General features: G+C 69.0%; 26 protein-coding genes. 14 read left to right on the forward strand and 12 right to left on the reverse strand.

Annotated features, from left to right (window positions below):
- Positions 1-84: 84 nt before the first annotated feature.
- A complete protein-coding gene (locus AB0L53_RS54110; protein ID WP_364013215.1) occupies positions 85-1,170 on the forward strand; it encodes a TetR/AcrR family transcriptional regulator C-terminal domain-containing protein in 1,086 nt (361 codons plus the stop codon).
- An 81-nt stretch (positions 1,171-1,251) separates the two neighbouring features.
- On the opposite strand, the gene AB0L53_RS54115 is transcribed toward AB0L53_RS54110, so the two are convergent.
- A complete protein-coding gene (locus tag AB0L53_RS54115) occupies positions 1,252-1,986 on the reverse strand; it encodes an alanyl-tRNA editing protein (protein WP_357958081.1) in 735 nt (244 codons plus the stop codon).
- A gap of 195 nt (positions 1,987-2,181) precedes the next feature.
- Between AB0L53_RS54115 and AB0L53_RS54120 the strand changes: the two genes are divergently transcribed.
- Entirely contained in the window at positions 2,182-2,751 is a 570-nt protein-coding gene (locus AB0L53_RS54120; RefSeq protein WP_364013218.1) for an SGNH/GDSL hydrolase family protein, read from the forward strand.
- Here AB0L53_RS54120 and AB0L53_RS54125 read toward each other — a convergent pair.
- From AB0L53_RS54125 to AB0L53_RS54145, 5 genes are all read right to left on the reverse strand, one after another.
- Entirely contained in the window at positions 2,736-3,104 is a 369-nt protein-coding gene (locus tag AB0L53_RS54125; RefSeq protein WP_364013221.1) for a DUF2516 family protein, read from the reverse strand. The genes AB0L53_RS54120 and AB0L53_RS54125 overlap by 16 nt on opposite strands.
- A 118-nt stretch (positions 3,105-3,222) precedes the next feature.
- Positions 3,223-3,639 (reverse strand): hypothetical protein, encoded by a 417-nt coding sequence (locus AB0L53_RS54130; RefSeq protein ID WP_357958078.1) that lies wholly within the window; start codon positions 3,637-3,639, stop codon positions 3,223-3,225.
- A gap of 3 nt (positions 3,640-3,642) precedes the next feature.
- A complete protein-coding gene (locus tag AB0L53_RS54135) occupies positions 3,643-4,134 on the reverse strand; it encodes a helix-turn-helix domain-containing protein (protein WP_364013224.1) in 492 nt (163 codons plus the stop codon).
- Positions 4,135-4,193: 59 nt separating this feature from the next.
- Positions 4,194-5,099 carry a M56 family metallopeptidase gene (locus AB0L53_RS54140; protein ID WP_357958074.1) on the reverse strand — a complete coding sequence of 302 codons (906 nt, stop codon included), beginning with the start codon at positions 5,097-5,099 and terminating at the stop codon, positions 4,194-4,196.
- Positions 5,096-5,458, reverse strand: a complete 363-nt coding sequence (locus AB0L53_RS54145) for a BlaI/MecI/CopY family transcriptional regulator (RefSeq protein ID WP_225294249.1) — start codon at positions 5,456-5,458, stop codon at positions 5,096-5,098. The genes AB0L53_RS54140 and AB0L53_RS54145 overlap by 4 nt, the downstream gene beginning before the upstream one ends.
- Positions 5,459-5,512: 54 nt before the next feature.
- On the opposite strand from AB0L53_RS54145, the gene AB0L53_RS54150 reads away from it, so the two are divergent.
- A complete protein-coding gene (locus tag AB0L53_RS54150) occupies positions 5,513-6,016 on the forward strand; it encodes an O-acetyl-ADP-ribose deacetylase (RefSeq protein WP_364013228.1) in 504 nt (167 codons plus the stop codon).
- Between the two features lie 43 nt (positions 6,017-6,059).
- On the opposite strand, the gene AB0L53_RS54155 is transcribed toward AB0L53_RS54150, so the two are convergent.
- Both AB0L53_RS54155 and AB0L53_RS54160 read right to left on the reverse strand, forming a co-directional pair.
- A complete protein-coding gene (locus AB0L53_RS54155) occupies positions 6,060-6,851 on the reverse strand; it encodes a class I SAM-dependent methyltransferase (RefSeq protein WP_364013231.1) in 792 nt (263 codons plus the stop codon).
- The gene (locus AB0L53_RS54160) at positions 6,844-7,587 is read right to left on the reverse strand and encodes an SDR family NAD(P)-dependent oxidoreductase (protein WP_364013234.1); all 744 of its coding nucleotides are present in this window, start codon (positions 7,585-7,587) and stop codon (positions 6,844-6,846) included. Before AB0L53_RS54160 ends, AB0L53_RS54155 begins: the two co-directional genes overlap by 8 nt.
- Before the next feature lie 132 nt (positions 7,588-7,719).
- Here AB0L53_RS54160 and mshA point away from each other — a divergent pair, with 132 nt between their 5' ends.
- From mshA to AB0L53_RS54175, 3 genes are read left to right on the forward strand one after another with little or no spacing between them, the layout of a single operon-like run.
- A complete protein-coding gene (mshA, locus tag AB0L53_RS54165; RefSeq protein WP_364013270.1) occupies positions 7,720-8,958 on the forward strand; it encodes a D-inositol-3-phosphate glycosyltransferase in 1,239 nt (412 codons plus the stop codon).
- 26 nt (positions 8,959-8,984) lie between these two features.
- Positions 8,985-9,473: a YbjN domain-containing protein gene (locus tag AB0L53_RS54170; RefSeq protein WP_364013237.1), complete on the forward strand. Its 489-nt coding sequence runs from the start codon at positions 8,985-8,987 to the stop codon at positions 9,471-9,473.
- Positions 9,474-9,532: 59 nt separating this feature from the next.
- Entirely contained in the window at positions 9,533-10,276 is a 744-nt protein-coding gene (locus AB0L53_RS54175; RefSeq protein ID WP_364013240.1) for a phosphoglyceromutase, read from the forward strand.
- Positions 10,277-10,353: 77 nt separating this feature from the next.
- On the opposite strand, the gene phoU is transcribed toward AB0L53_RS54175, so the two are convergent.
- On the reverse strand, positions 10,354-11,004 hold the full coding sequence (gene phoU / locus AB0L53_RS54180) for a phosphate signaling complex protein PhoU (protein ID WP_364013243.1): 651 nt from the start codon (positions 11,002-11,004) through the stop codon (positions 10,354-10,356).
- A gap of 132 nt (positions 11,005-11,136) precedes the next feature.
- Between phoU and AB0L53_RS54185 the strand changes: the two genes are divergently transcribed.
- Positions 11,137-12,306, forward strand: a complete 1,170-nt coding sequence (locus AB0L53_RS54185; RefSeq protein ID WP_364013273.1) for an ATP-binding protein — start codon at positions 11,137-11,139, stop codon at positions 12,304-12,306.
- Positions 12,303-12,995, forward strand: a complete 693-nt coding sequence (locus tag AB0L53_RS54190) for a response regulator transcription factor (protein ID WP_225294233.1) — start codon at positions 12,303-12,305, stop codon at positions 12,993-12,995. Before AB0L53_RS54185 ends, AB0L53_RS54190 begins: the two co-directional genes overlap by 4 nt.
- Positions 12,996-13,061: 66 nt before the next feature.
- Here the strand turns inward: AB0L53_RS54190 and AB0L53_RS54195 are convergent, their stop codons facing one another.
- Positions 13,062-13,649 carry a copper chaperone PCu(A)C gene (locus tag AB0L53_RS54195; protein WP_364013246.1) on the reverse strand — a complete coding sequence of 196 codons (588 nt, stop codon included), beginning with the start codon at positions 13,647-13,649 and terminating at the stop codon, positions 13,062-13,064.
- Positions 13,650-13,890: 241 nt separating this feature from the next.
- Between AB0L53_RS54195 and AB0L53_RS54200 the strand changes: the two genes are divergently transcribed.
- From AB0L53_RS54200 to AB0L53_RS54215, 4 genes are all read left to right on the forward strand, one after another.
- A complete protein-coding gene (locus tag AB0L53_RS54200; RefSeq protein WP_043624891.1) occupies positions 13,891-14,373 on the forward strand; it encodes a CarD family transcriptional regulator in 483 nt (160 codons plus the stop codon).
- 17 nt (positions 14,374-14,390) lie between these two features.
- Positions 14,391-14,846, forward strand: a complete 456-nt coding sequence (ispF, locus tag AB0L53_RS54205; RefSeq protein WP_357648841.1) for a 2-C-methyl-D-erythritol 2,4-cyclodiphosphate synthase — start codon at positions 14,391-14,393, stop codon at positions 14,844-14,846.
- A 243-nt stretch (positions 14,847-15,089) separates the two neighbouring features.
- On the forward strand, positions 15,090-15,377 hold the full coding sequence (locus tag AB0L53_RS54210) for a GlsB/YeaQ/YmgE family stress response membrane protein (protein ID WP_357958053.1): 288 nt from the start codon (positions 15,090-15,092) through the stop codon (positions 15,375-15,377).
- A 94-nt stretch (positions 15,378-15,471) separates the two neighbouring features.
- Complete coding sequence (locus AB0L53_RS54215; protein ID WP_358552008.1) at positions 15,472-15,747, forward strand: GlsB/YeaQ/YmgE family stress response membrane protein; 276 nt, start codon at positions 15,472-15,474, stop codon at positions 15,745-15,747.
- A 172-nt stretch (positions 15,748-15,919) separates the two neighbouring features.
- Here AB0L53_RS54215 and AB0L53_RS54220 read toward each other — a convergent pair whose 3' ends face one another.
- Positions 15,920-17,566: a DUF2637 domain-containing protein gene (locus AB0L53_RS54220; RefSeq protein WP_364013251.1), complete on the reverse strand. Its 1,647-nt coding sequence runs from the start codon at positions 17,564-17,566 to the stop codon at positions 15,920-15,922.
- 85 nt (positions 17,567-17,651) lie between these two features.
- Between AB0L53_RS54220 and AB0L53_RS54225 the strand changes: the two genes are divergently transcribed.
- Positions 17,652-18,038, forward strand: coding sequence for a PPOX class F420-dependent oxidoreductase (locus tag AB0L53_RS54225; RefSeq protein WP_358552005.1), 387 nt, complete (start codon positions 17,652-17,654; stop codon positions 18,036-18,038).
- 43 nt (positions 18,039-18,081) lie between these two features.
- Positions 18,082-19,473: a cysteine--tRNA ligase gene (gene cysS, locus AB0L53_RS54230; RefSeq protein WP_364013254.1), complete on the forward strand. Its 1,392-nt coding sequence runs from the start codon at positions 18,082-18,084 to the stop codon at positions 19,471-19,473.
- Between the two features lie 130 nt (positions 19,474-19,603).
- Here cysS and AB0L53_RS54235 read toward each other — a convergent pair whose 3' ends face one another.
- Positions 19,604-20,293: a tetratricopeptide repeat protein gene (locus AB0L53_RS54235; RefSeq protein ID WP_364013257.1), complete on the reverse strand. Its 690-nt coding sequence runs from the start codon at positions 20,291-20,293 to the stop codon at positions 19,604-19,606.
- Positions 20,294-20,862 lie beyond the last annotated feature (569 nt).

Below are 20,862 nucleotides of genomic sequence, written 5' to 3' on the forward strand. Positions count from 1 at the left end.
CGAGGTGAATGTACGGCGTACAGACAGGGTTTGCAACAGGGGTTCTGCTAATCTCTGTACTAGTACAGGAGCGAAGGAGGCCGGGTGGTTGCGGAAGCGGCGCCGCCGTACGTGCGGATTGTCGACGACATCAAGCGCCGGATAGCGGACGGCGAGTTGCGGGTCGGGGAGCGGGTGCCCTCCACCAGGCAGCTGGCGAGGGACTGGGATGTGGCCCTGGCCACGGCCGCCAAGGCACTGGCCCGGCTCGCGCAAGAAGGCGTGGTCGTCGCCGAGTCGCGCGTCGGCACGGTCGTCGCCGGACCGTCGGCCCGGTCACCACGTCGGCCGCACGGTGCCCCCGACGACCCCGGCCGCGAGCCGACGCGAGACCGGGCGGGTCATCCGGCCTTCCGTGATCCGGGCCGTGATCCGGGCCGCGATCCGGGCCGTGATCTGGGCCGCGATCCGGGCCGTGACCTGGGCCGTGACCTGGGCCGTGACTCCGCGCGTGATCTGACGCGGGATCGTGTCGTGCGGACCGCCATCGAGATCGCCGACGCCGAGGGCCTGCCCGCGCTGTCCATGCGCGGCGTCGCGGGTCGGCTCGGTGTGGCCACGATGTCGCTCTACCGCCACGTGGGCAGCAAGGATGACCTGGTCGAGCTGATGATCGACCAGGTGTTCGGCGAATTCCCGCTCCCCGCCGAGCCGCCGCCCGGCTGGCGGGCCCGGCTGGAGGTGGCGGCCCGCGTGCAGTGGGCGGCCTACCGGCGCCACCCGTGGCTCACCCGGATCACCTCGCTGAGCCGGCCGCTGCCGTCACCCAGCCTGCTCAAGCACGCCGAATGGGCGCTGGCGGCGGTCGACGGCCACGGCCTCGACCCGGAGAGCATGATGCACGTGCACATCCTGATGTACAGCTACGTCGAGGGGATCGCCGCCAACTTCGAGCTGGAGTCCCAGGCACAGGCCGAGACCGGCCTCACCGACGACGAATGGATGCGAGCCCAGGACGCGCGGCTGACGGCCGTCGTCACCTCGGGCGCCTATCCCACGTTCGTCGACGTCATCCGGCGGATGGGGGGCGACTTCGACTTCGACCTCGACCGGCTCTTCGAGTTCGGTCTGCGATCGCTGCTCGACGGCCTGGCCGGGATCATCGAGGTCGCGGGCCAGGCCAGGCGGTGACCAGCCCGGGACCGCCACGCGGAGACGCTGGTCCGGGACCGCGACGCGGAGGCGTCAGTCGGAGATGGCGACGCGGAGGCGTCAGTCCGAGATCGCGATGCGGAGGCGCCGGAAGCCGCGGCCCTTGCTCTCGATCTTGGCCACCTTGATGCGCCCGATCTGCTTCGTCGAGGCGACATGCGTGCCGCCGTCGGCCTGGGTGTCCAGCCCGACGATGTCGACGATCCTGACGTCCTCCACATGCTCCGGCACCAGGTTGGTCGCCGTCCGGATGATGTCCGGGATGTCGAACGCCTCCTTGCGCGGCAGCACCCGTACGTCGATGCGCCGGTCCGCGACGATCTCGGCGTTGCACGCGTCCTCGACCGCCTCCTTGAAGCCCGGCGGCAGCTCCGGCAGGTTGAAGTCCATCCGCGCGCTCAGCTCGTCCATGTTGCCGCCCGTCACCAGCGAGCCGTAGTCGCGGAAGACGACGCCGCACAGGACGTGCAGCCCCGAGTGGGTACGCATCAGGGCGGAACGCCGCGCGTCGGCCACCGCCCCCTGAACGACCGTGCCGACCGGCGGGACCGGGTCGCCCTCTGCCGGAATAAGGTGCAGATCATCGCCTTTGCGCACCCCGACGATCCGAGTTTCCACCCCCTGCCAAAGCAGAACTCCGTGATCCGCCGGCTGGCCGCCTCCGCCCGGATAGAATGCCGACTTGCTCAGCACGATTCCGTCGGGTGTGGAGTCAAGGACGACGGCCTCGAAGTCGCGCAGATCCTGATCCGACAATTCGAGCCGTTCTGTCCGCCCGTGGAGGTCATGAGTCATGTCGGCAGCTTAATCCCCGAGGTGGTTATGCGCGGCCTGCTGGATCGAGCCCTGATCGCACCGGCTGTCGCGATATTGGGGATTTGTTGTGCAATATCGGGATGTGGTGGTGGGGCTGGTGAACCTTGGCCGAGCCCGGCGCAGCTTCATTCTGAGTCGCCTCTGCCGCGGAGCGGGCCGGCCGCACCCGTCGTGATGTTCGTCGGCGACAGCTTCACGGTCGGCTCTGGCCCGGTGCCGCTCTGGCGGACCTACGCCGCCGAGTCGGCCCGCCTGCTCGGCTGGCAGCCGGTCATCGCGGGCGCGGGCGGCACCGGCTATCTCAACCAAGGCCGCGTCGGGCGTACGTTCCAGGAGTCGTTCGAAGCCGAGCTGGCCTGGCGCCCCGCGCCCGACATGCTGATCATCTCAGGCGGCCACAACGACAGCCCTTGGTCGCCGACGAGCGTACGGCGAGCGGCGGCCAGCCTCATCTCCGAGGCGCGGACTCACTGGCCGAGAACCCGGATCCTCATGATCGGCCCCATCTGGCTGCACGACACCCCACGCAAGGCATATCGGCTGCGTGACGCGCTGTCGGGCCTGGCCCAGCAGGAGGCTGTCCCCTTCCTGGACCCGCTCGCCGAGCAGCGGATCACCGGCACCCCGCCCGGCCAGCTGCTCCCCGACGGCATCCATCCGACCGCCGAGGGCCACCTCCACCTGGCCCAATGGCTGGCCGACGCCATCGGCCACCTACCCGGGAAGGATCACCAAGGTCCGTAGGGGCCGTTGTTGCCACCGCGCCCGCCCATGCCCTTGACGGCGGGCTTGACGTCGACGACGTAGATCGTCGCCGCGATGACGGCGATGATCGAGAAGAACCCCAGCCCGATCCCGAGGAACTCGCGGCCCCCAAGGAACATGAAGGCCTGGAAGTAGGACCACGCGCCCGCGGCGGAGAACAGCGTGGCCAGGATCAGGATGATCAGCCAGAGGTTTTTCTGCAGCTTGCCGGCCGACACGAACGCGTTGGCCGGCACCCGCGCCGCGTGCACCAGCGCATAGATCGACATGCCGAAGATGCCGACCGCGAGCAGCAGGAAGAGAAGATTCAAGCCGCCGTTGACAATTTCCATGTGTGTCCCGCCCAACGCTCGCGATGAAACGGCCCCAGCCTAGTAGGCGCTCCCGACAAACGGGCACCCCCGAAGCGGAAAGCCCACCTCCGTGCGGAGGCGGGCTTTCGGCGTGGTGTCAGGCCTTGGGCGTGGTGGCCTTGGTGGTGCGGGGCTTCTTGACGGGGGTGGCGACGGCGGGCTCGGCGGCCTCCGACACCTCCTCCAGCTCCAGCGCGGCCTCGCCGGTCGTCTTGCTGACGACCTTGCGCCCGCGGGTGGCGAAGTCCTCGTAGACCTCGGTGGCCAGCACGGTCAGCTGGTCGGCGTAGGTGCGCGCCTTCTCGGGGAACTCCCTGGCGAAGCCCTCGGCCTTGTCGGCGTATGTGCGGGCCTTCACGGGCAGGTCCTTGGCGATCTCGGCGCGCCGGGACTGCAGCTTCAGCAGCTGCTCGGGCAGCTCCCGCAGCTTCTCCACGGCATAGTCGCCCGCACCCGCCACGGCGTAGAAAGGCTTGGAGTCGGTGAGCTTCTTGACCTCAGTGGCCAGCGTCATGGGTTAACCTTCCTTGGTTTCCTGGTTGGCGGTGCCATTGCCGGTGGACGCCGCGAAAGGCTCAAGCGCGGCGAGATATTCCTCAGGCAGCGGCTCGTCGTCCGATTCGGAGTCGTGCCGGAGATGAGCGTTCTGGGAGGTCTGCTCGTCTTCGGCGCGCTTCTCCTTGCGAAACGACTCGTAGATATCGATGAGCACCTGGCGTTGCCGCCCGCTCAGGTTCGCGTCGGCGCGAATCGCGGTGATGACATCACTCGGCGGCTCGCGATCCTCCATCAGGCCCGCCTGCACATAGAGCGCTTGCGATGAAATGTGCAGACCCTTGGCGATCTGGTTGAGAATCTCCGCGCTCGGCTTACGCAGACCGCGCTCGATCTGGCTGAGGTAGGGGTTGGACACCCCTGCTGCCGCCGCGAGCTGGCGCAGCGAGATCTTCGCCTGCTGCCGCTGCTCGCGGATGTATTCGCCGATCGAGCCGACCTTCGGTAGTGCCATGCCTCTAGTGTGCCCCAGAGTGCTTGCAATTGCAAACGCAAAGCTAGCGCCAGCAAGCGTTAAAACTGGATGGTCCAGAGGAAGGGGGTGGCGGTGACCAACGTGACGGACAGGGCGAGGATGCTGAAGCGCATCGTGGTGGGCAGCGCGGGACCCGGCTTGATCAGGCGATCCACCCGGGCCATGACGTTCTGGGCGCGTACGCCGAGCATCCCCTGGGGGGTCGGCATGGCGCCGGCCGTACCGAACCTGAGCAGGGCGGTGGCCAGCCTGCGCGGCGAGCAGTAGCGGCGCGCGCGGTCGTCGGCGGCCATCTCGATGAGCAGCTCGACCTGCGCCTGCGCCTCGCAGACCACCTTGGACCAGGGCAGGGCCCGGCGCAGGGCGGCGAACGGCAGCAGCACCAGGTCGTGCCGCTCCCGTACGTGCGCGGCCTCGTGCGCGAGCACGGCCGTGAGCTCGTCGTGCGACAGCAGCTTGAGCGCGCCCTCGCTGACCACCACCTGCGAGCGCAGCCCCGGCACGCAGTAGGCCGCCGCGCTCGGATGGTCGAGCACCCGCACGCCGGGCACGCCCGGGTCGTCGCGGGCGATCAGCGCGAGCAGCACGCGGTGCCGCCTGCGCGCCTGCAGCGCCTGCACGCCGGCGGTGATCAGCACCACGATGAGGACGGTCAGTGAGGTCAGCCCGGCGATCATCGCCGTCATGTGCAGCGGATCCCAGGTCCCGCGCGGGCGCTCGCCGCTCAGGAAGGCCGCCATTCCCGGCAGGATGCCCAGCCCCGAGGGCTGCACGGCGTACGCCAGCATGGCGCCGGTCGTGGCCAGGCCCCAGGCCACGCCCAGGGACTGCCAGAGGATGATGGCGATCCGAGGGGCACGAGACGTCCAGCGGGCAGTCGTGAGACGCCAGGAGCCGAGCCCGCACGCGAGGGCGAGCGCTGCCAGCGTCGCTGCCGTGGTCACTCTTCCTCCAGCTCCAGCTCCGTGAGAGCCCTGCGCAGGATCTCCGCCTCCGAGCCGGACACGGCCTGGGCGAAGCGGGTGAGGGCGGCCGAGCGGTCGCCCGTCAGGTCCAGAGCTTCCAGCATAAGCTCAGCGATGTACGCGTCGCGGCTCGCCGCCTGCTCGTAGCGCCAGGCGCGGCCGTCGCGGGTCCGCTGGAGGAACCCCTTGCGGGTCAGACGGTCGAGGACGGTCATGACGGTGGTCGGGGCCAGATCGCGGTCGGCTATGAGCCTGCCGACCTCACGGGCCGTCAGCGGACTGCTTCCCGCCCAGATGATGTCCATGATGCTGCGTTCGAGCTCGCCAAGACCCTTCACACTCTTCAGCGTAGTACTACAAAGCGTCGAGCAGATATCCGGGATGCTGGTGAGATGGACGTCACGCTCGTACAGGGGGACATCACCGCACAGATGGTTGACGCGATCGTCAACGCCGCCAACTCGTCGCTGATGGGCGGGGGCGGGGTCGACGGCGCGATCCACCGGCGGGGTGGGCCGGAGATTCTCGCCGAATGCCGGGCGCTGCGGGCGTCCCACTACGGCAAGGGACTGCCGGCGGGGCAGGCCGTGGCCACGACCGCCGGGCGGCTCGACGCCCGCTGGGTGATCCACACCGTCGGGCCGGTCTATTCGCGGAGCGATGACCGCTCCAAAGTCCTGGCCTCGTGTTATCGCGAGTCGCTCCGGGTGGCCGACTCGCTGGGGGCCCGGTCGGCGGCCTTTCCCGCGATCTCGACCGGCATCTATGGGTGGCCGTTGGACGACGGCGCCCGCATCGCGCTGCGCACTGTGCGGGAGGTTTCCACAGCTGTGGACGAAGTGCGGTTCGTCCTGTTCGACGCGGTCGCTTACGCGGCGTTCTCCGCGGCTCTTTAGAGCGCGCGTCTCTTTGGGAGGGCTTGCAGAGCGGGAGGGCTTTTCAGAGCGGCGCCACGGAGTCCCAGGGGAGGGTCAGTTCGCCGAGGCGCCATCTGGCCGTGCCGCCGAGCGGCGGATGCCGGTGGATGGGCCAGGAGGTCGCCAGCAGGTCCACGGCGGCCAGCCAGCGTTGCCGGCGGCCGTGGGCGCCGTACGGGGCGGTTCTCGCCCAGGCGCGGTCGAAGTCGCTCAGGAACGCATGAATGCGCTCACCGGGGACGTTGCGGTGGATGAGGGTCTTCGGCAGGCGGTCGGCCAGGTCAGAAGGGCGGTCGAAGGCGTCGAACCTGGCCGAGAGGGTGAGCGTGCGCGGGCCGTCCCGATCCAGACCGGCCCAGATCGCCCGGTGGCCGCTCTCCGAGCAGGTGCCCTCCACCAGGACGCCGCCGGGAGCCAACCGGCCGCGCAGCGCCTCCCAGTAGCGCCAGGCGTCCGCCTCGCCGTACTGCCTGAGGACGTTGAAGGCCCGGACCAGCAGCGGGGGACGCGAGACCGGCAGTTCGAAGCCGCCGAGGGCGAAACTCAGCCCGGCGCGCTCGTACGGCTTGGCCAGGGCGACCCGCGCGGGGTCGATCTCGATGCCCACCACCTCGATGTCCGGGCAGATCCGCCGCAGGCGGGTGAACAGCTCCAGCGTGGTGGTGTGGGAGGCGCCGTAACCGAGGTCCACGGCCAGCGGCCGGACGGCGCCGCGCAGCAGACGGCCGTGGGCGGCGGCGATCCACCGGTCGGCCCGCCGGAGCCGGTTGTGCCCGGTCGTGCCCCTGGTGATCGAACCGACCGGCCTAGCCACCGACGCGGTGCACCCTGTGCTGGGCGGCCTGGGCGCGCGGGCGCATGACCAGGCGGTCGATGTTGACGTGCGCGGGCCTGGTGACGCACCACACGATCGCGTCGGCCACGTCGTCGGAGCTCAGCGGATCAGGCACGCCCTGGTAGACGCGGGCGGCCGCCGTCTCGTCGCCGCGGAAGCGGGTCACCGCGAAGCCCTCGCTCTGGACCATGCCCGGCGCGATCTCCACGACGCGTACGGGCTGCCCGACCAGCTCCAGCCTGAGCGTCTCGGCCATCGACCGCTGGGCCTGCTTGGCGGCCACGTAGCCGCCTCCGCCCTCGTACGCCACCAGTGCCGCGGTCGAGGTGAGCATCACCAGCACCCCGTCGCCCGACTCGACGAGCATGGGCATCAGGGCCTGCGTCATCCGCAGTGACCCGAGGACGTTGGTGTCGTACATCCGCTGCCAGTCGTCGAGCCGCCCCTCGGCCACCGGCTCCATGCCGAGCGCGCCACCGGCGTTGTTGACCAGCACGTCGCACCGGTCGAGCGAGGCCGCCAGCGCGTCCACCGACTCCTGAGAGGTCACGTCCAGGGACACGGGGCGGATCCCGGGCACCTCGGCGGCCAGCTTGTCCAGCCGGTCCTGACGTCGCGCGCCCGCCACCACGTCGTAGCCCTCGGCGGCCAGCCGTCGCGCTGTCGCCTCACCGATCCCGCTGCTCGCGCCCGTCACCACAGCCGTCTTCTTCATGGCACACATCTTGCCAGCACTGCCCTGACACCCCGCTTGTCGGGAATGTCGGGATGTTCTGCATAGTTGTACTGCGTTTGGAGGTGGTGTCGGGTGAGGCGACGACGGGTCAACCGGGTCGCGACCATCAGCATGCACACGTCTCCCCTGGAACAGCCCGGCACGGGCGACGCCGGCGGGATGAACGTGTACATCGTCGAATCGGCGAAGCGACTGGCCGAGTCCGGCGTCGAGGTGGAGATCTTCACCCGGGCCACTGGACGTGACCTGCCACCGGTAGCCGAACTCGCCCCCGGTGTCATGGTCCGCCACCTGACCGCCGGACCGTATGAGGAGTTGACCAGGGCCGACCTGCCCGGCCAGCTCTGCGCGTTCCTGTCCGGCGTGCTGCGGACGGAGGCGATGTACGACCCCGGCCGCTATGACGTCATCCACTCGCACTACTGGCTGTCCGGCCAGGTCGGCTGGTTGGCCAAGGAGCGCTGGGGCGTGCCCCTGGTGCACACCATGCACACCATGGCCAAGGTGAAGAACCTGTTGCTGGCCCAGAACGACCAGCCCGAGCCGCAGGCCCGCGTGGTGGGTGAGCAACAGGTCGTGGCGATCGCCGACCGGCTCGTGGCCAACACCGCCGACGAAGCCGGCGAGCTCATGGAGCTGTACGGGGCGCAGGAGGAACGCGTCGCGGTCGTGAACCCGGGTGTCAACCTCACGGTCTTCCAGCCCGCTTCACAAGGGGCCTCCCGGCGCCGCCTCGGGCTGCCGCAGAACGCGCACGTCCTGCTGTTCGTGGGCCGGATCCAGCCGCTGAAGGCGCCCGACGTACTGCTGCGCGCCGCCTCGCGGATGCTCATCGACGACCCCTCGCTGCGCGACCGCCTGGTCGTCGCGTGCGTGGGCGGACCGTCGGGCAACGGCCTGGCCAGGCCGTCCCTCCTCGCCGAGCTCGCCGCCGAGCTGGGCATCTCCGACGTCGTCCGGCTCGTGCCGCCCGCGCCGCAGCACGAGCTGGCCGACTGGTACCGCGCGGCCGACGTGACCGTCGTGCCGTCCTACAGCGAGTCGTTCGGCTTGGTCGCCCTGGAGTCACAGGCGTGCGGCACCCCCGTCGCGGCTGCCGCCGTGGGCGGGTTGCGTACGGCCGTACAGGATGGCGTGTCGGGCGTGCTCGTTGACGGCCACGACTCGCACGAGTGGGCACGCGCGCTGCGCCGCTTCGTCACCGCGCCGGCCTGGCGTGACGGCCTGTCGATCGGCGCCCGTGAGCACGCGGCGGCGTTCGGCTGGCAGGCCACGTCGTCGCGGCTGATGGAGGTCTACGCGGAGGCCGTCGCCGACCTGCACCGGCTGCCGGTCGCCGTCATCTCCTAGGCCGCCTGTTCCGTAGGCTGTACGACATGCGCGAAGTCGTAGAAACCGCGCTCAAGGCCGCGGACGTCTCCTTTGACGAGCCGCGGCCGGGGGCGTTCCTGGTGAAGCTGCCCGGGCAGCACAAACTCGCCACGATGACGTGGTTGATCATCGGCGATCAGGCGCTGCACGTCGAGGCGTTCTTCTGCCGCCAGCCCGACGAGAACCACACCGAGTTCTACAAATGGCTGCTCGCCAAGAACGGCGGCATGTACGGCGTCCACTTCTCCGTCGACAGCGTCGGCGACGTCTACCTCGTCGGCCGGGTGCCGCTCACGGCGATCACGGAAGAGGAGATCGACCGGCTGCTCGGCTGCGTGCTGACCTATTCAGACGACTGGTTCGACCGGGCCCTGGAGCTCGGCTTCGCCTCGTCGATCCGGCGCGAATGGGCCTGGCGCGCCAAACGGGGTGAGTCGCTGGCCAACCTCCAGGCGTTCGCCCGCTTCGCGGATCCGGGGCGCGCCGACGGCTGACGTCGGCTTCGTGGGTCCGGCGCGGACCGACGGCTGAGGCCCGCCATAGGATTGCCCGCATGGCGACTTTGGTGCTGCTACGGCACGGCGAGAGTGACTGGAACGCGAAAGGCCTGTTCACCGGGTGGGTGGACGTGAGCCTCTCGGCCAAGGGCGAGGACGAGGCCCGCCGGGGCGGCAAGCTCCTGGTGGAGGCCGGGGTCCGGCCCGATGTGGTGCACACCAGCCTGCTCACCAGGGCCATCCAGACGGCCCAGCTCTCCCTCGGCGAGGCTGACCTGCTCTGGCTGCCCGTCAAGCGCTCGTGGCGGCTCAACGAGCGCCACTACGGCGCCCTCCAGGGCAAGAACAAGGCGCAGACCCGCGAGGAGTTCGGCGACGAGCAGTTCATGCTCTGGCGGCGCTCCTTCGACGTCCCGCCGCCCCCGATCGCCGACGGCGACGAATACTCCCAGGCGGGCGACCCGCGCTACACCCTGCTGCCGCCCGAGCTCATGCCGCGCACCGAGTGCCTCAAGGACGTCGTCGACCGCATGCTGCCCTACTGGTACGACGAGATCGTCCCGGATCTCGCGGCCGGGCGCACCGTGCTGGTGGCGGCGCACGGCAACTCGCTGCGGGCGCTGGTCAAGCACCTCGACGGCATCCCCGACGAGGAGATCGCCGGGCTCAACATCCCCACGGGCATCCCGCTGCGCTACGAGCTGGACGCCGAGTTCAAGCCGCTCCAGCGCGGCGGCGAATACCTCGACCCGGAGGCCGCCAAGGCGGCGATCGAGGCGGTCGCCAACCAGGGCCGCTGAACGCCGACTTGGCCCCGGCCAGGGCCGCAGACACCGACGGCGGGGCGCACCGCGCGCCCCGCCGTCATCGGCTCAGGTCAGCTCGGTGTCGGGCGGGAGCCCGTCACCAGGTAGACGACGTCACCGGCCACATTGACCGCGTGGTCGGCGTAGCGCTCGTAGTAACGGCCGATCAGCGTGATGTCGATCGCCGGCTCCACGCCGTGGGGCCAGTCCTTGGCCAGGATGTTCCTGAACAGCCGCCGGTGCAGCTTGTCCATGGCGTCGTCGTCGGCCTCCAGCTCCAGCGCCGACTCCACGTCGTGCGAGGCGATGCAGCCGCCGGCCTTCGTGACCAGGGTCTCGGCGATCTGACCCATCTGCACGATCGTGGGCCGTACCTCCGCCGGGATGGCCGTCTCGGGGTGGCGCAGCCGCGCGACCTTGGCCACGTGCACTGCCAGGTCGCCCATGCGCTCCAGGTCCGTGCCCATCCGCAGGGCCGTGATGACCATCCGCAGGTCCACGGCCACCGGCTGCTGCCTGGCCATCAGCTCGAAGATGGACGCCTCGAGCTGCTCGAACGTCGCGTTCACCTCCGCGTCTCTGGAGATCACGCTCTCCGCGAGCTGGAGGTCGGAGTCGAGCAGGGCCGTGGTGGCTCTGGAAATGGCCGAGCGGACCAGTCTGGTCATCTCGACCAGCTTGTCAGTCAGGGAATCGAGTTCTTCATGGTACGCGTCGCGCATGCCGTCACCGTACGTCGCTCTTGATGAACGAACTCCTACCGCCAGATGAACTTTCCCGGAAAGAGCCGTTCATCCCCAGGTGGAAGGGCTGTCACCTGAAGAAGGCCACCTACCATCGAAAGCATGAGTGAGATGGCCATGAGCTTGACGGCCCTGGCGGGGTTCGTCGTCGGAGCGCTGGCGGTCCTGTTCTACCGCAACCAGATCGAGTCCTCGAACAGGGCCGCGACGGCCGGCGACCAGGAGACCGGCGCCCTGCCGCAGGGTGTCGCCTCGGTGCTGGCCGTGCTGCCCTCGTCCGCCGTCGTGCTCGACGCGCACGATCGCGTGCTGCGGGCCAGCTCGGCCGCCCGCGCGTTCGGGCTGGTCAAGGGCGACCGGCTGATGGCCGCCGAGCTTCTCGCCCTGGCCAGGCAGGTACGCCGGGACGGCGAGATCCGCGAGAGCGAGATCGACGTCGCCGGGCACAAGTTCGGCCAGGAGATCACGAACTTCGCGGTCCGGGTGGCCCCGCTCGGCTCGCACGGCCAGGTGCTGGTGCTCGCCGAGGACCAGACCGAGCGGCGCAGGGTCGAGGCCGTCCGCCGCGACTTCGTGGCGAACGTCAGCCACGAGCTCAAGACCCCTGTCGGCGCCTTGAGCCTGCTCGCCGAGACCATCCAGGACGCCGCGGACGATCCCGAGGCCGTCACCAGGTTCGCCGGGCGCATGCAGCACGAGGCCGCCCGGCTCAACTACCTCGTGCAGGACCTGATCACGTTGAGCCGGATCCAGGGCGCCGAGCCCATCCCCACCCCCGGCCAGGTCTCGATCGACGAATCCATCCACGACGCCATAGACCACTGCAACACCAGGGCCATCGCCAAGGACATCACACTCGTCACCGGCGGCACGGAGGGCCTGCGCATCTGGGGAGACGACGAACTGCTCGTCACCGCCCTGCGCAACCTCATCGACAACGCCGTCGCCTACAGCCCCGAACACACCCGGGTCGTCGTCAGCGTCAGACCGGCCGGCGACTCCGTCGAGATCAGCGTCAGCGACCAGGGCATCGGCATTCCGGAAGAGTCGCTGGAGCGCATCTTCGAACGCTTCTTCCGCGTCGACGCGGCCAGGTCCCGGGCGACCGGCGGCACCGGCCTCGGCCTCGCGATCGTCAAGCACGTCGCCGCGGCGCACGCCGGCGAGGTCTCCGTCTGGAGCAAGGAAGGCTCCGGCTCCACATTCACGCTGCGGCTGCCCGCATTCGGCGGCACCGCGGTGGTCGTACCACCCCCGAACACCCTGGAGGCCGCAAAATGACCCGAGTTCTCGTGGTCGAGGACGAAGAGTCGTTCTCCGATGCCTTGTCGTACATGCTCCGCAAAGAAGGCTTCGAGGTCTCCGTCGCGGCGACCGGGCCGGAGGCGCTCGACACGTTCGACCGGAGCGGCGCCGACCTGGTGCTGCTCGACCTGATGCTGCCCGGACTGCCGGGCACCGAGGTATGCCGCTCGCTGCGGCAGCGCTCCAAGGTGCCGGTCATCATGCTGACCGCCAAGGACAGCGAGATCGACAAGGTCGTGGGCCTGGAGCTGGGCGCCGACGACTACGTCACCAAGCCGTTCTCCTCGCGCGAGCTCGTCGCCCGTATCCGCGCCGTGCTGCGCCGCCAGGGCGACGCGGTGGAGGAGCTGGAGTCCGCGGTGCTGGCGGTGGGTCCCGTGCGCATGGACGTCGACAGGCATGTGGTGGCCGTACGCGGCGACCAGGTGCAGCTGCCACTGAAGGAGTTCGAGCTCCTGGAGGTGCTGCTGCGCAACGCCGGGCGGGTGCTCACCCGGGGGCAGCTCATCGACCGGGTGTGGGGCGCCGACTACGTAGGAGACACCAAGACGCTCGACGTTCACGTCAAGCGTCTGCGCGCCAAGATCGAATCAGACCCGTCCAACCCGCGCTGCATTCTGACCGTGCGCGGGCTGGGCTACAAGTTCGACGCGCTGGAGAGCTGACACTCTCAGGCTGAGCCCCGGATCCGGCACGTACGAGTTGTGCCGGACCGGGGCTTTCTCTTGGCGTCAGTGGGCCGCTTCGGCCTCGGCCGCGGCGGAGGCAGAGGGCGTGGGCGTCGGCGCGGGGGTCGCGTTGGGCGCCGGCGGGTAGTCCTTGAACTCGCGGCTGCGCGTGACCACAGGGACGTTCATGGACACGACCCCGGCGTTGGCGAACTGGAGGTCCAGGCGGATGCTCTCGCCGCCCCTGAGGCCCTTGGAGATGCCCTCCAGCATGATCTGCGGGCTCGGCTTGCCGGTGTTGACGAGCTGGTTGCTCGGCAGCTGGATCGGCGTGGTCACCTTCGCGGTGGCCATGGTGCCGGCGTTGACCGCCGTGAGCGTGTCAGGGGCGCCGTTGGTGTTGAGGATGTTCAGGTAGACCGGGGCGGAGCCGCCGTAGACGAGCTGTGCGCCGGAGTCGGGGCCGAGGATGAACGCCTGGGGGATCTGGATGCCATGCGTGCCGTAGTTCTTGGCCTGATCGAAGAGGACTCCGGCCTCATTGGGGGCGTACGGCTTGTTGGTGTCTGCGTCGAATCCAGCCGAACAGCCGGCGAGCACGGGGGCGGCCAGGAACGCGGCAGCGGCGACAATCCAGCGACGGCGGGTCACGAGCGGGTTCTCCTAGGGTCTTGCGCATGCATGTTGGGCAGCGCCCACCATATCCACCCGAATCCATGGTCATATCCGCACCCCTGCAGGTCATTAGCTATGCGCGCATATGCGATTCATAGAGTTGACGCCTTGTCAACCCCCAATATGCCGCTTTGACCTGCAGTTATGATGATTTCACTGTTCCGGGAGCCTGTGGATGCGTGGTACTCTGGAGTACAGCGGAAGGGGTACTTGTCACATGACTTTCCAGGTCGGCGACACTGTCGTCTACCCCCACCATGGGGCTGCTCGGATCGAAGCAATCACGAAGCGATCCATCAAGGGTGAGGAAAAGACCTACCTGGTGCTCAAGGTCGACAAGGGCGACCTTACCGTCCAGGTGCCAGCAGAAAACGCAGAACTCGTCGGCGTGCGCGATGTTGTCGGCCAGGAAGGCCTAGAGCGGGTTTTCGATGTTCTTCGGATGCCGCACACCGAGGAACCGACCAACTGGTCCCGGCGCTATAAGGCCAATCTGGAGAAGCTCGCGTCCGGCGATGTCAACAAGGTCGCCGAGGTGGTCCGGGACCTGTGGCGGAGGGACCGCGAGCGCGGCCTGTCCGCCGGTGAGAAGCGCATGCTCGCCAAGGCCCGTCAGATCTTGGTGAGTGAGCTGGCCCTCGCCGAGAAGACCAATGAGGACAAGGCGGAGGCCTTGCTCGACGAGGTTCTCAACTCCTGAACACGAAGCTTCCACGGGTGGGCGTCGGGGTCGACGTCCACCCGTTCGTTTCAGGGCGAGACCTGCATCTCGCCGGTCTGCACTGGCCGGGCGAGGTCGGGCTCGCGGGCCACTCCGACGGCGACGCCGCCGCACACGCGGCCTGCGACGCGCTGCTGTCCGCCGCCGGGCTCGGCGATCTCGGTGGCCTGTTCGGCACCGCCGACCCGCGCTGGGCGGGCGCCTCGGGCGTCACGCTGCTGGAGGAGACCGCACGCCAGGTACGTTCGGCGGGCTTCGAGATCGGTAACGTCGCCGTCCAGATCATCGGTAACCGGCCCAAGCTCGCGCCTCGCCGTACAGAGGCCGAGAAGGCGCTCAGCGCCGCTCTGGGGGCGCCTGTGAGCCTCAGCGCGACCACTACGGACGGGCTGGGGCTGACCGGGCGGGGCGAAGGGGTCGCGGCCATCGCGACGGCACTCGTTGTCGCTTAGTTCTGGTCGCTTAGTTCTGTTCGTCGTTTAAGGCGGTTCGTCAACCTTTACCGGCACTGCGGCGTCTTCTTACGGGATCCGTTGAGGGTATCCCGGCGGGCGCTGCCTCCGGCCCGCCGAGCGAACGGGGGCGGCGGTCCGTTACTGGCGCGGTACGGATCGCCGCCTTCCCGAGGGTACTTTCCCGATATGTCGGGTAAGTCCTTCTGAAGACATGTGGAACGTCTTCGGGGGGAGCTACACATGATCGGCGCGATTGTTTCCGCAGTCGTCATCGGCGCCATTGTCGGAGCACTGGCCCGGTTGATAGTGCCGGGTAAGCAGAACATGTCCATCGGCCTGACGCTGATCGTCGGCATCGTGGCGGCTCTGCTCGGCACGCTCATCGCTCAGGCGTTCGGCTGGGCCGACACCCGGGGCATCGACTGGCTGGAGCACATCATCCAGCTCGCCCTGGCCGTCATCGGGGTCCTCATCGTAGCCAGGGTGAGCGCCGGAAAAACCGGCCGAACCGGAGGAACGCCGATCTGACCTGGCGTTTCCCAGCACCTACGCATATTCGCGCGTGGCCGGGTACTGATCTCCCTCGAGAGTGAACGGCTCACTCTCACTGGGAGGTTTGGTCATGACAATCCAGTCCATCCTTGGCGCCATCGTGATCGGCGCCGTGATCGGCGCCCTCGGTCGTCTGCTGCTTCCCGGCAGGCAGGCCATCGGGTGGATCCTCACCATCGTCGTCGGTATCGTCGCCGCCCTTGTGGGCACGCTCATCGCGCAGGTGCTCGGCGTCGCCACCACCAATGGCATCGACTGGATCGAACTCGTCATGCAGGTCGTTCTGGCCATTGTGGGTGTCGGGCTCGTGGCCGGGCTGCGGCGGGGCAGTGGCAAGAGCGTTTAGACGATGGCTTAGGCAGTTCCGCGACTGTGCCGAACCCCCTTCGGCGCGGAACGGTATGCGAAGACCCGCCCGGTACTTGCACCGGGCGGGTCTTCTGCTGCGCTTCTGCCGCGCTGGGCAGGTCTTCTGCTGTACCGGCTCACCGGGCGGGACTTCTGGCTGCTGGGCCCGCTCAGTCCTCGGGCGGGAGGGGGGTGCTGCGGAGCCGGCCCGAGGGGGCGTCGTCTTCTACGACCGGGTGAGGGGCGGTGTCCTCAAGGGCGCGGTCCTGCAGTGTGCGGGTACGGGCGGTGGCGGACTCGGCGGGGTCGGCGACTTCCGGGCCATGGTCGGGGTCGGGGTTGTGCCCCGCTTCGGCCTGTTCGGCGACTCCGGCTCTGACCTCGGCCTGTTCGGCGGCTTCGGCGGCTTTGGCAGGCCTGGCGCGGGGAGGTGCGGCTGGGACGTCGCTGAAGACCCGGACCGGTTGGGTGTCGGTGTCCCGGTCGGTGACGGCGGGGGTGCGGGGATGGACGAGGACGTCGGTCGGCTTGACCCGATCGCCCCAACGCACCGGACGCTTCTGCTCGTTGCTCGCCTCCGGGGCCGGCTGTGGCTCGGCGCTCGACTCAGAGGCTGACACGGGCTCAGAGGTCGGCACGGGCTTTGGAGCTGGCTCAGGAGCCGGGGTTGGCTCAGGCTCCGAGGTTGGCTCGGGCTCTGGGGACGGCTCGGGTGCCAGGACAGGCGGGGCCGGTGCCGTCTCTTGGGGCTCTTCGTCGGCGGGTTCCTGAGCACGCTTGCGTGGGCCACGGCGGAGCTTCGCCGTCCGCTCGGGCGTGTCGGCGGCTTGCGGCTCGGTCCGATCACCCGGCTCGGTGTGTCCGCCGGGCTCGGTGCGCCCGCTGGGCTCATCGCGTACATCTAGCTCGGCATGTCCGCCTGGTTCACCACGTCCGCCTGGCTCCGTCCGTCCGTCCGAGTGGATACGGAGGCCCGCCTCCGACTCTGGCTCCGGCTCGTGCCCTGGCCCGGAAGCTTCCGAGGCCGTACTCACCCGGTGGGGGTCGTCCTCCCTGCGGACCTGGGAGTGGGACTCCTGCTGTGGCTCCGGGTCGCGGTCCGACCGGTGGGCCCACTCGAGCCTGGGGGTCGGCTCTTGGGCCCTCTCCGGCTGGCGGGGCCACTCGGCGGTCGGTTCCGGGCTGCGTAGCGGCAGATTTGTCGGTTCGGCGTCCGGAGCCTGTGCGGGGGCGGCGGGCCAGTGGGTCACGCGGGCGGAGATGGGCGGGGTTTCCGGGGCGGGCGTGGGACCGATGACCGGGGTGGTCTCCAGCACGGGGTGGTGCAGCGGCTTGGTCAGCGGCGGTGGGTCCTCGGCGGGGCGGTTCCGGTGGAAGGGCACGATGTCCTGCTCCGCCGTACCGTCGTCATCGTCGTCTGTGGACGTCCTGCGGGCCTGGACGTGCTTGATGAGCAGCAACCACAGCCAGAGGGCGATCGCCAGCATGATCCATGGGGCGACCGCCACCCCCACCGCGAGAGGCCGTACGTCGAGCTGGACCTGGAGCGCCGTCGCGGCGTTCGACGCGGCGGCGGCCACGATGAGCAGGACCAGCACGACCGCGGCCTGGGCGCGTACCAGCAGGCGGGCCGAGCGCAGCAGGAGGACGCCGATCAGCGCGACGACCAGGAGCGCGTCGAAGCCGGCCGGATAGAGGAAGGCGAGGTCGGGTCGGGATTCGCCGCGGATGGCCAGCGCCCGCAGGTCGTCGAAGGAGAGCACGCAGGCGACTGCCGTCAGGCCGGCCACCGCGAGACCGGCGAGGGCGATGCCCAAGCGTCGGAGCGTAGAAGGGGGAGTCACGTCCATGGCGGTTCGAGCCTACAGAAGAATGGGGGGCAGGACCGATCAAGGGAGATACATGACCGAGCTCTCAGGGGACGTGCGCGAGCTGTTCGACGGGCCCAATTACGCGACGGTGACCAGCATCAATCCCGACGGCGGACCTCAGTCGACGGTCGTGTGGGTGCGTACGGACGGCGACGACGTCCTCTTCTCCACCGCCAAGGGGCGGCGCAAGCCGCGCAACTTCGAGCGCGACCCCCGGGCCAGCCTGCTCGTCATCGACCCGGCGAACCCCTACCGCTACGCCGAGGTCCGTGGTCGCGTGAGCATGGAGGAGGACCCCGCGGGCGACCTCATCCAGGAGCTCTCGCTGAAGTACACCGGTAAGCCCTGGGAGGACAAGCCAGGAGTCGAGCGGCTAATTGTCCGCATAAGTCCAGAGAAGGTCATCATGCGTGCGTGATTAAAGGACCTGTGATGTTGGCTTAGGCGTTAGCCTTTCATTCGTGAGCCTGCACATCTACGACACCAGCGCACATGCCATCCGCGAATTCGTTCCGGTCGAAGCCGGCCGGGCGTCGATCTACCTGTGTGGGGCGACCGTGCAGGCTCCCCCGCACGTCGGGCACATCCGCTCGGGCGTCAACTTCGACGTGCTGCGCCGCTGGCTCATGCGTTCCGGATATGACGTGACGTTCTGCCGCAACGTCACGGACATCGACGACAAGATCATCCGGGTGGCCGCCGAAGAGGACGTCCCCTGGTTCACGGTCGCCGAGCGCAACCAGCGCGCCTTCACTTGGGCGTACGACACTCTCGGCTGCCTGCCCCCGACCGTCGAGCCCCGCGCGACCGGTCACGTGCCCGAGATGATCGTCCTGATGCAGCGGCTCATCGACCGCGGCCACGCCTACCCGTCGGGCGGCGACGTCTACTTCGACGTCGTCTCCTACGAGGACCGCTACGGCAAGCTGTCCAACCAGAAGCTGGCCAACATGCGTGCGGCGGCCGACACCGACGACGAGTCGTGCAAGCGCGACCCGCGCGACTTCGCCCTCTGGAAGGGCGCCAAGCCCGGCGAGCCGACCTGGCCGACTCCCTGGGGCCTCGGCCGCCCCGGCTGGCACCTGGAGTGCTCAGCGATGGCCACCAAATACCTCGGGCCGGCGTTCGACATCCACGGCGGCGGCCTCGACCTGATCTTCCCGCACCACGAAAACGAGCTCGCCCAGTCCCAGGCGGCCGGAGACGACTTCTCCCACTACTGGATGCACAACGGCCTGGTCAAGATCGGCGCCGAGAAGATGAGCAAGTCGCTCGGCAACTCGCTGCTGATCCCGGAGATGGTGCAGAAAGTACGCCCGGTGGAGCTGCGCTACTACCTCGCCGCACCGCACTACCGCTCGTCGATCGACTACTCGGAGGAGGCGCTGCGGGAGGCCGCGGCCGCCTACCAGCGCATCGAGGGCTTCGTGACCCGGGCCGCCGAAGTGATCCACGACGTCGACGCCGACGCTCCGTTGCCGCAGGCGTTCAGCGACGCGCTCGACGACGACCTGGGCACCCCGCAGGCGCTCGCCGTCGTGCACGAGGTGGTCCGCGAGGGCAACGTGGCGCTGGCCAGGGGCGACAAGGAAGCGGTGGCACGGCTGCTGGCCGAGACCCAGAACATGCTCGACGTGCTGGGCCTCGATCCGCGCTCGGCGCAGTGGCGCTCGGCGAAGTCCGACCTCAAGCCGGTGGTCGACGCGCTGGTGGCCGTGGCGCTGGAGCAGCGTAAGGCTGCTCGGGCGCGCAGGGACTATGAGGCGGCTGACGCGATCAGAGACCAGTTGACGGCGGCGGGGATCACGGTGGAGGACACGCCGCACGGGGCTCGCTGGGAGCTGTCCCACTAGGACCCCGCTGTGCGGCCGACCCGCAGACGGTGGTGACCGGATGGCAGTGACTGCACGCTGGTCACCCGCCGGCTGCGGCGACCACCGTCCGTGGTGATCCGTGACCTTGTGTCATCGAGGGTTGAGCGGCTTAGGACCCACTCTGGTCGTGGGTCTCGCCCTGATCGGCGGCTGGCATCGTGATCTGCGTGCGCGCTTCCTCGACCTGGCGCATGATGCGTTCGGCGCCGCAGTCCGCCGCGGTGGCGTACGCCTCGTCCGCCAGCGCCAGCGCGTCGCTACTGCGGTTTTCCGCGGCAGCGATGTAGATCAGCCCGACCTGATTGGCCGCGACCCCAGCCAACAGCCCTATCTCACGGCGCAGCCGTATCGATTCCTCCAACCGCTCCCGCGCGGCCTCCAACCGACCGGCAGAATGCTCCGCGATCCCCAGATGCCGAAGCACCTCGGACTGGGTGAACCGATCTCCGGCCTGCGTCGCCAATTCGTACGACTGCTCGAACAGCGGAATGGCCGTACGCGTGTCGCCCCGTACAACCTGGTGAAAACAGCCCACCCAGAACAGCGACTCGGCCAGGCCGGGTAGATCGCTGAGCATTCGATACAGCTGCGTCGCACGCTCGAACAAGGCCAACTCATGCGTGACCTCCTGCCGGTCTTCGAGAAACCGCGCGTGCAGGATCCGGCCCCGAGCCAAGGCAAGATCAGCCTCGACCTTGTCCAGCTCTCGCTCCGCTCCGGCCAGCCCAGCGGTCTCGCCGGCGTAGACAGCGCGTTCGTATGCCACCCTGGCCCGCTCGATACGTTCTTCCGCATGCATCCCGCTCACCCCGTCCCGGCGTCGACGACACGGTACATCGATAGCCGCCACAAGATCGAGTCGTGCGTCAAGCGAGACCCGGTCAGGCCCGCCGGTCTGCTGCGACAGCGATCGTTTCCGCTTGAGGGCGATGTCCCTGAGAAGTAACAGCGCGCGGGGCTCGCGGTGGGGAGCATTGATGTGTTGGTGTGCCGTCCACCACCCGGATACGAGCGCTTGATTGCGGTATGCGCTGGGTGCGCGCTGGTGCGGTGGGCGGCGGGGGACAGCGGCCCGCCGGGGGACAACTGCCCGCCAGAGGACAGCGCTCGGCGGTGTAGCTTGGCGCGGGCAAGGTGGAGCTTGGCGCGGGCAAGGTGGAGCTTGAGCAGGGTGACGTAGCCGCGGTCGTCGAGCAGCACGGTGCGTATGCTGCCACCCTTGCCGATTCGCGCGGTGATGGTGAGCGTGGGCAGTGGCAGGCGGGTGGTCAAGCTCGCGGCGGATCGCGAGCACGCTGAGCCACGTGCGGTGGGTGGTGTTCTCGGCGTGCTCGCGTACCTCGAAGCCGATCTCGGCGAGGATCGCGA

Source organism: Nonomuraea sp. NPDC052129 (assembly GCF_040680095.1).
In the GTDB taxonomy this organism is placed as follows: Bacteria; Actinomycetota; Actinomycetes; order Streptosporangiales; family Streptosporangiaceae; genus Nonomuraea.

Excerpts from the sequence above, each read along its gene's own strand:
- AB0L53_RS54150 (WP_364013228.1), top strand. The coding sequence starts at position 5,513 with ATGGACGTCACGCTCGTACAGGGGGACATCACCGCACAGATGGTTGAC.
- AB0L53_RS54125 (WP_364013221.1), bottom strand. The coding sequence starts at position 3,104 with ATGGAAATTGTCAACGGCGGCTTGAATCTTCTCTTCCTGCTGCTCGCG.
- AB0L53_RS54135 (WP_364013224.1), bottom strand. The coding sequence starts at position 4,134 with ATGGCACTACCGAAGGTCGGCTCGATCGGCGAATACATCCGCGAGCAG.
- AB0L53_RS54130 (WP_357958078.1), bottom strand. The coding sequence starts at position 3,639 with ATGACGCTGGCCACTGAGGTCAAGAAGCTCACCGACTCCAAGCCTTTC.
- AB0L53_RS54225 (WP_358552005.1), top strand. The coding sequence starts at position 17,652 with ATGACCGAGCTCTCAGGGGACGTGCGCGAGCTGTTCGACGGGCCCAAT.
- AB0L53_RS54200 (WP_043624891.1), top strand. The coding sequence starts at position 13,891 with ATGACTTTCCAGGTCGGCGACACTGTCGTCTACCCCCACCATGGGGCT.
- AB0L53_RS54120 (WP_364013218.1), top strand. The coding sequence starts at position 2,182 with ATGTTCGTCGGCGACAGCTTCACGGTCGGCTCTGGCCCGGTGCCGCTC.
- AB0L53_RS54210 (WP_357958053.1), top strand. The coding sequence starts at position 15,090 with ATGATCGGCGCGATTGTTTCCGCAGTCGTCATCGGCGCCATTGTCGGA.
- mshA (WP_364013270.1), top strand. The coding sequence starts at position 7,720 with ATGCACACGTCTCCCCTGGAACAGCCCGGCACGGGCGACGCCGGCGGG.
- phoU (WP_364013243.1), bottom strand. The coding sequence starts at position 11,004 with ATGCGCGACGCGTACCATGAAGAACTCGATTCCCTGACTGACAAGCTG.
- AB0L53_RS54175 (WP_364013240.1), top strand. The coding sequence starts at position 9,533 with ATGGCGACTTTGGTGCTGCTACGGCACGGCGAGAGTGACTGGAACGCG.
- AB0L53_RS54235 (WP_364013257.1), bottom strand. The coding sequence starts at position 20,293 with ATGCATGCGGAAGAACGTATCGAGCGGGCCAGGGTGGCATACGAACGC.
- AB0L53_RS54170 (WP_364013237.1), top strand. The coding sequence starts at position 8,985 with ATGCGCGAAGTCGTAGAAACCGCGCTCAAGGCCGCGGACGTCTCCTTT.
- AB0L53_RS54190 (WP_225294233.1), top strand. The coding sequence starts at position 12,303 with ATGACCCGAGTTCTCGTGGTCGAGGACGAAGAGTCGTTCTCCGATGCC.
- AB0L53_RS54115 (WP_357958081.1), bottom strand. The coding sequence starts at position 1,986 with ATGACTCATGACCTCCACGGGCGGACAGAACGGCTCGAATTGTCGGAT.
- AB0L53_RS54215 (WP_358552008.1), top strand. The coding sequence starts at position 15,472 with ATGACAATCCAGTCCATCCTTGGCGCCATCGTGATCGGCGCCGTGATC.
- AB0L53_RS54185 (WP_364013273.1), top strand. The coding sequence starts at position 11,137 with ATGGCCATGAGCTTGACGGCCCTGGCGGGGTTCGTCGTCGGAGCGCTG.
- AB0L53_RS54160 (WP_364013234.1), bottom strand. The coding sequence starts at position 7,587 with ATGAAGAAGACGGCTGTGGTGACGGGCGCGAGCAGCGGGATCGGTGAG.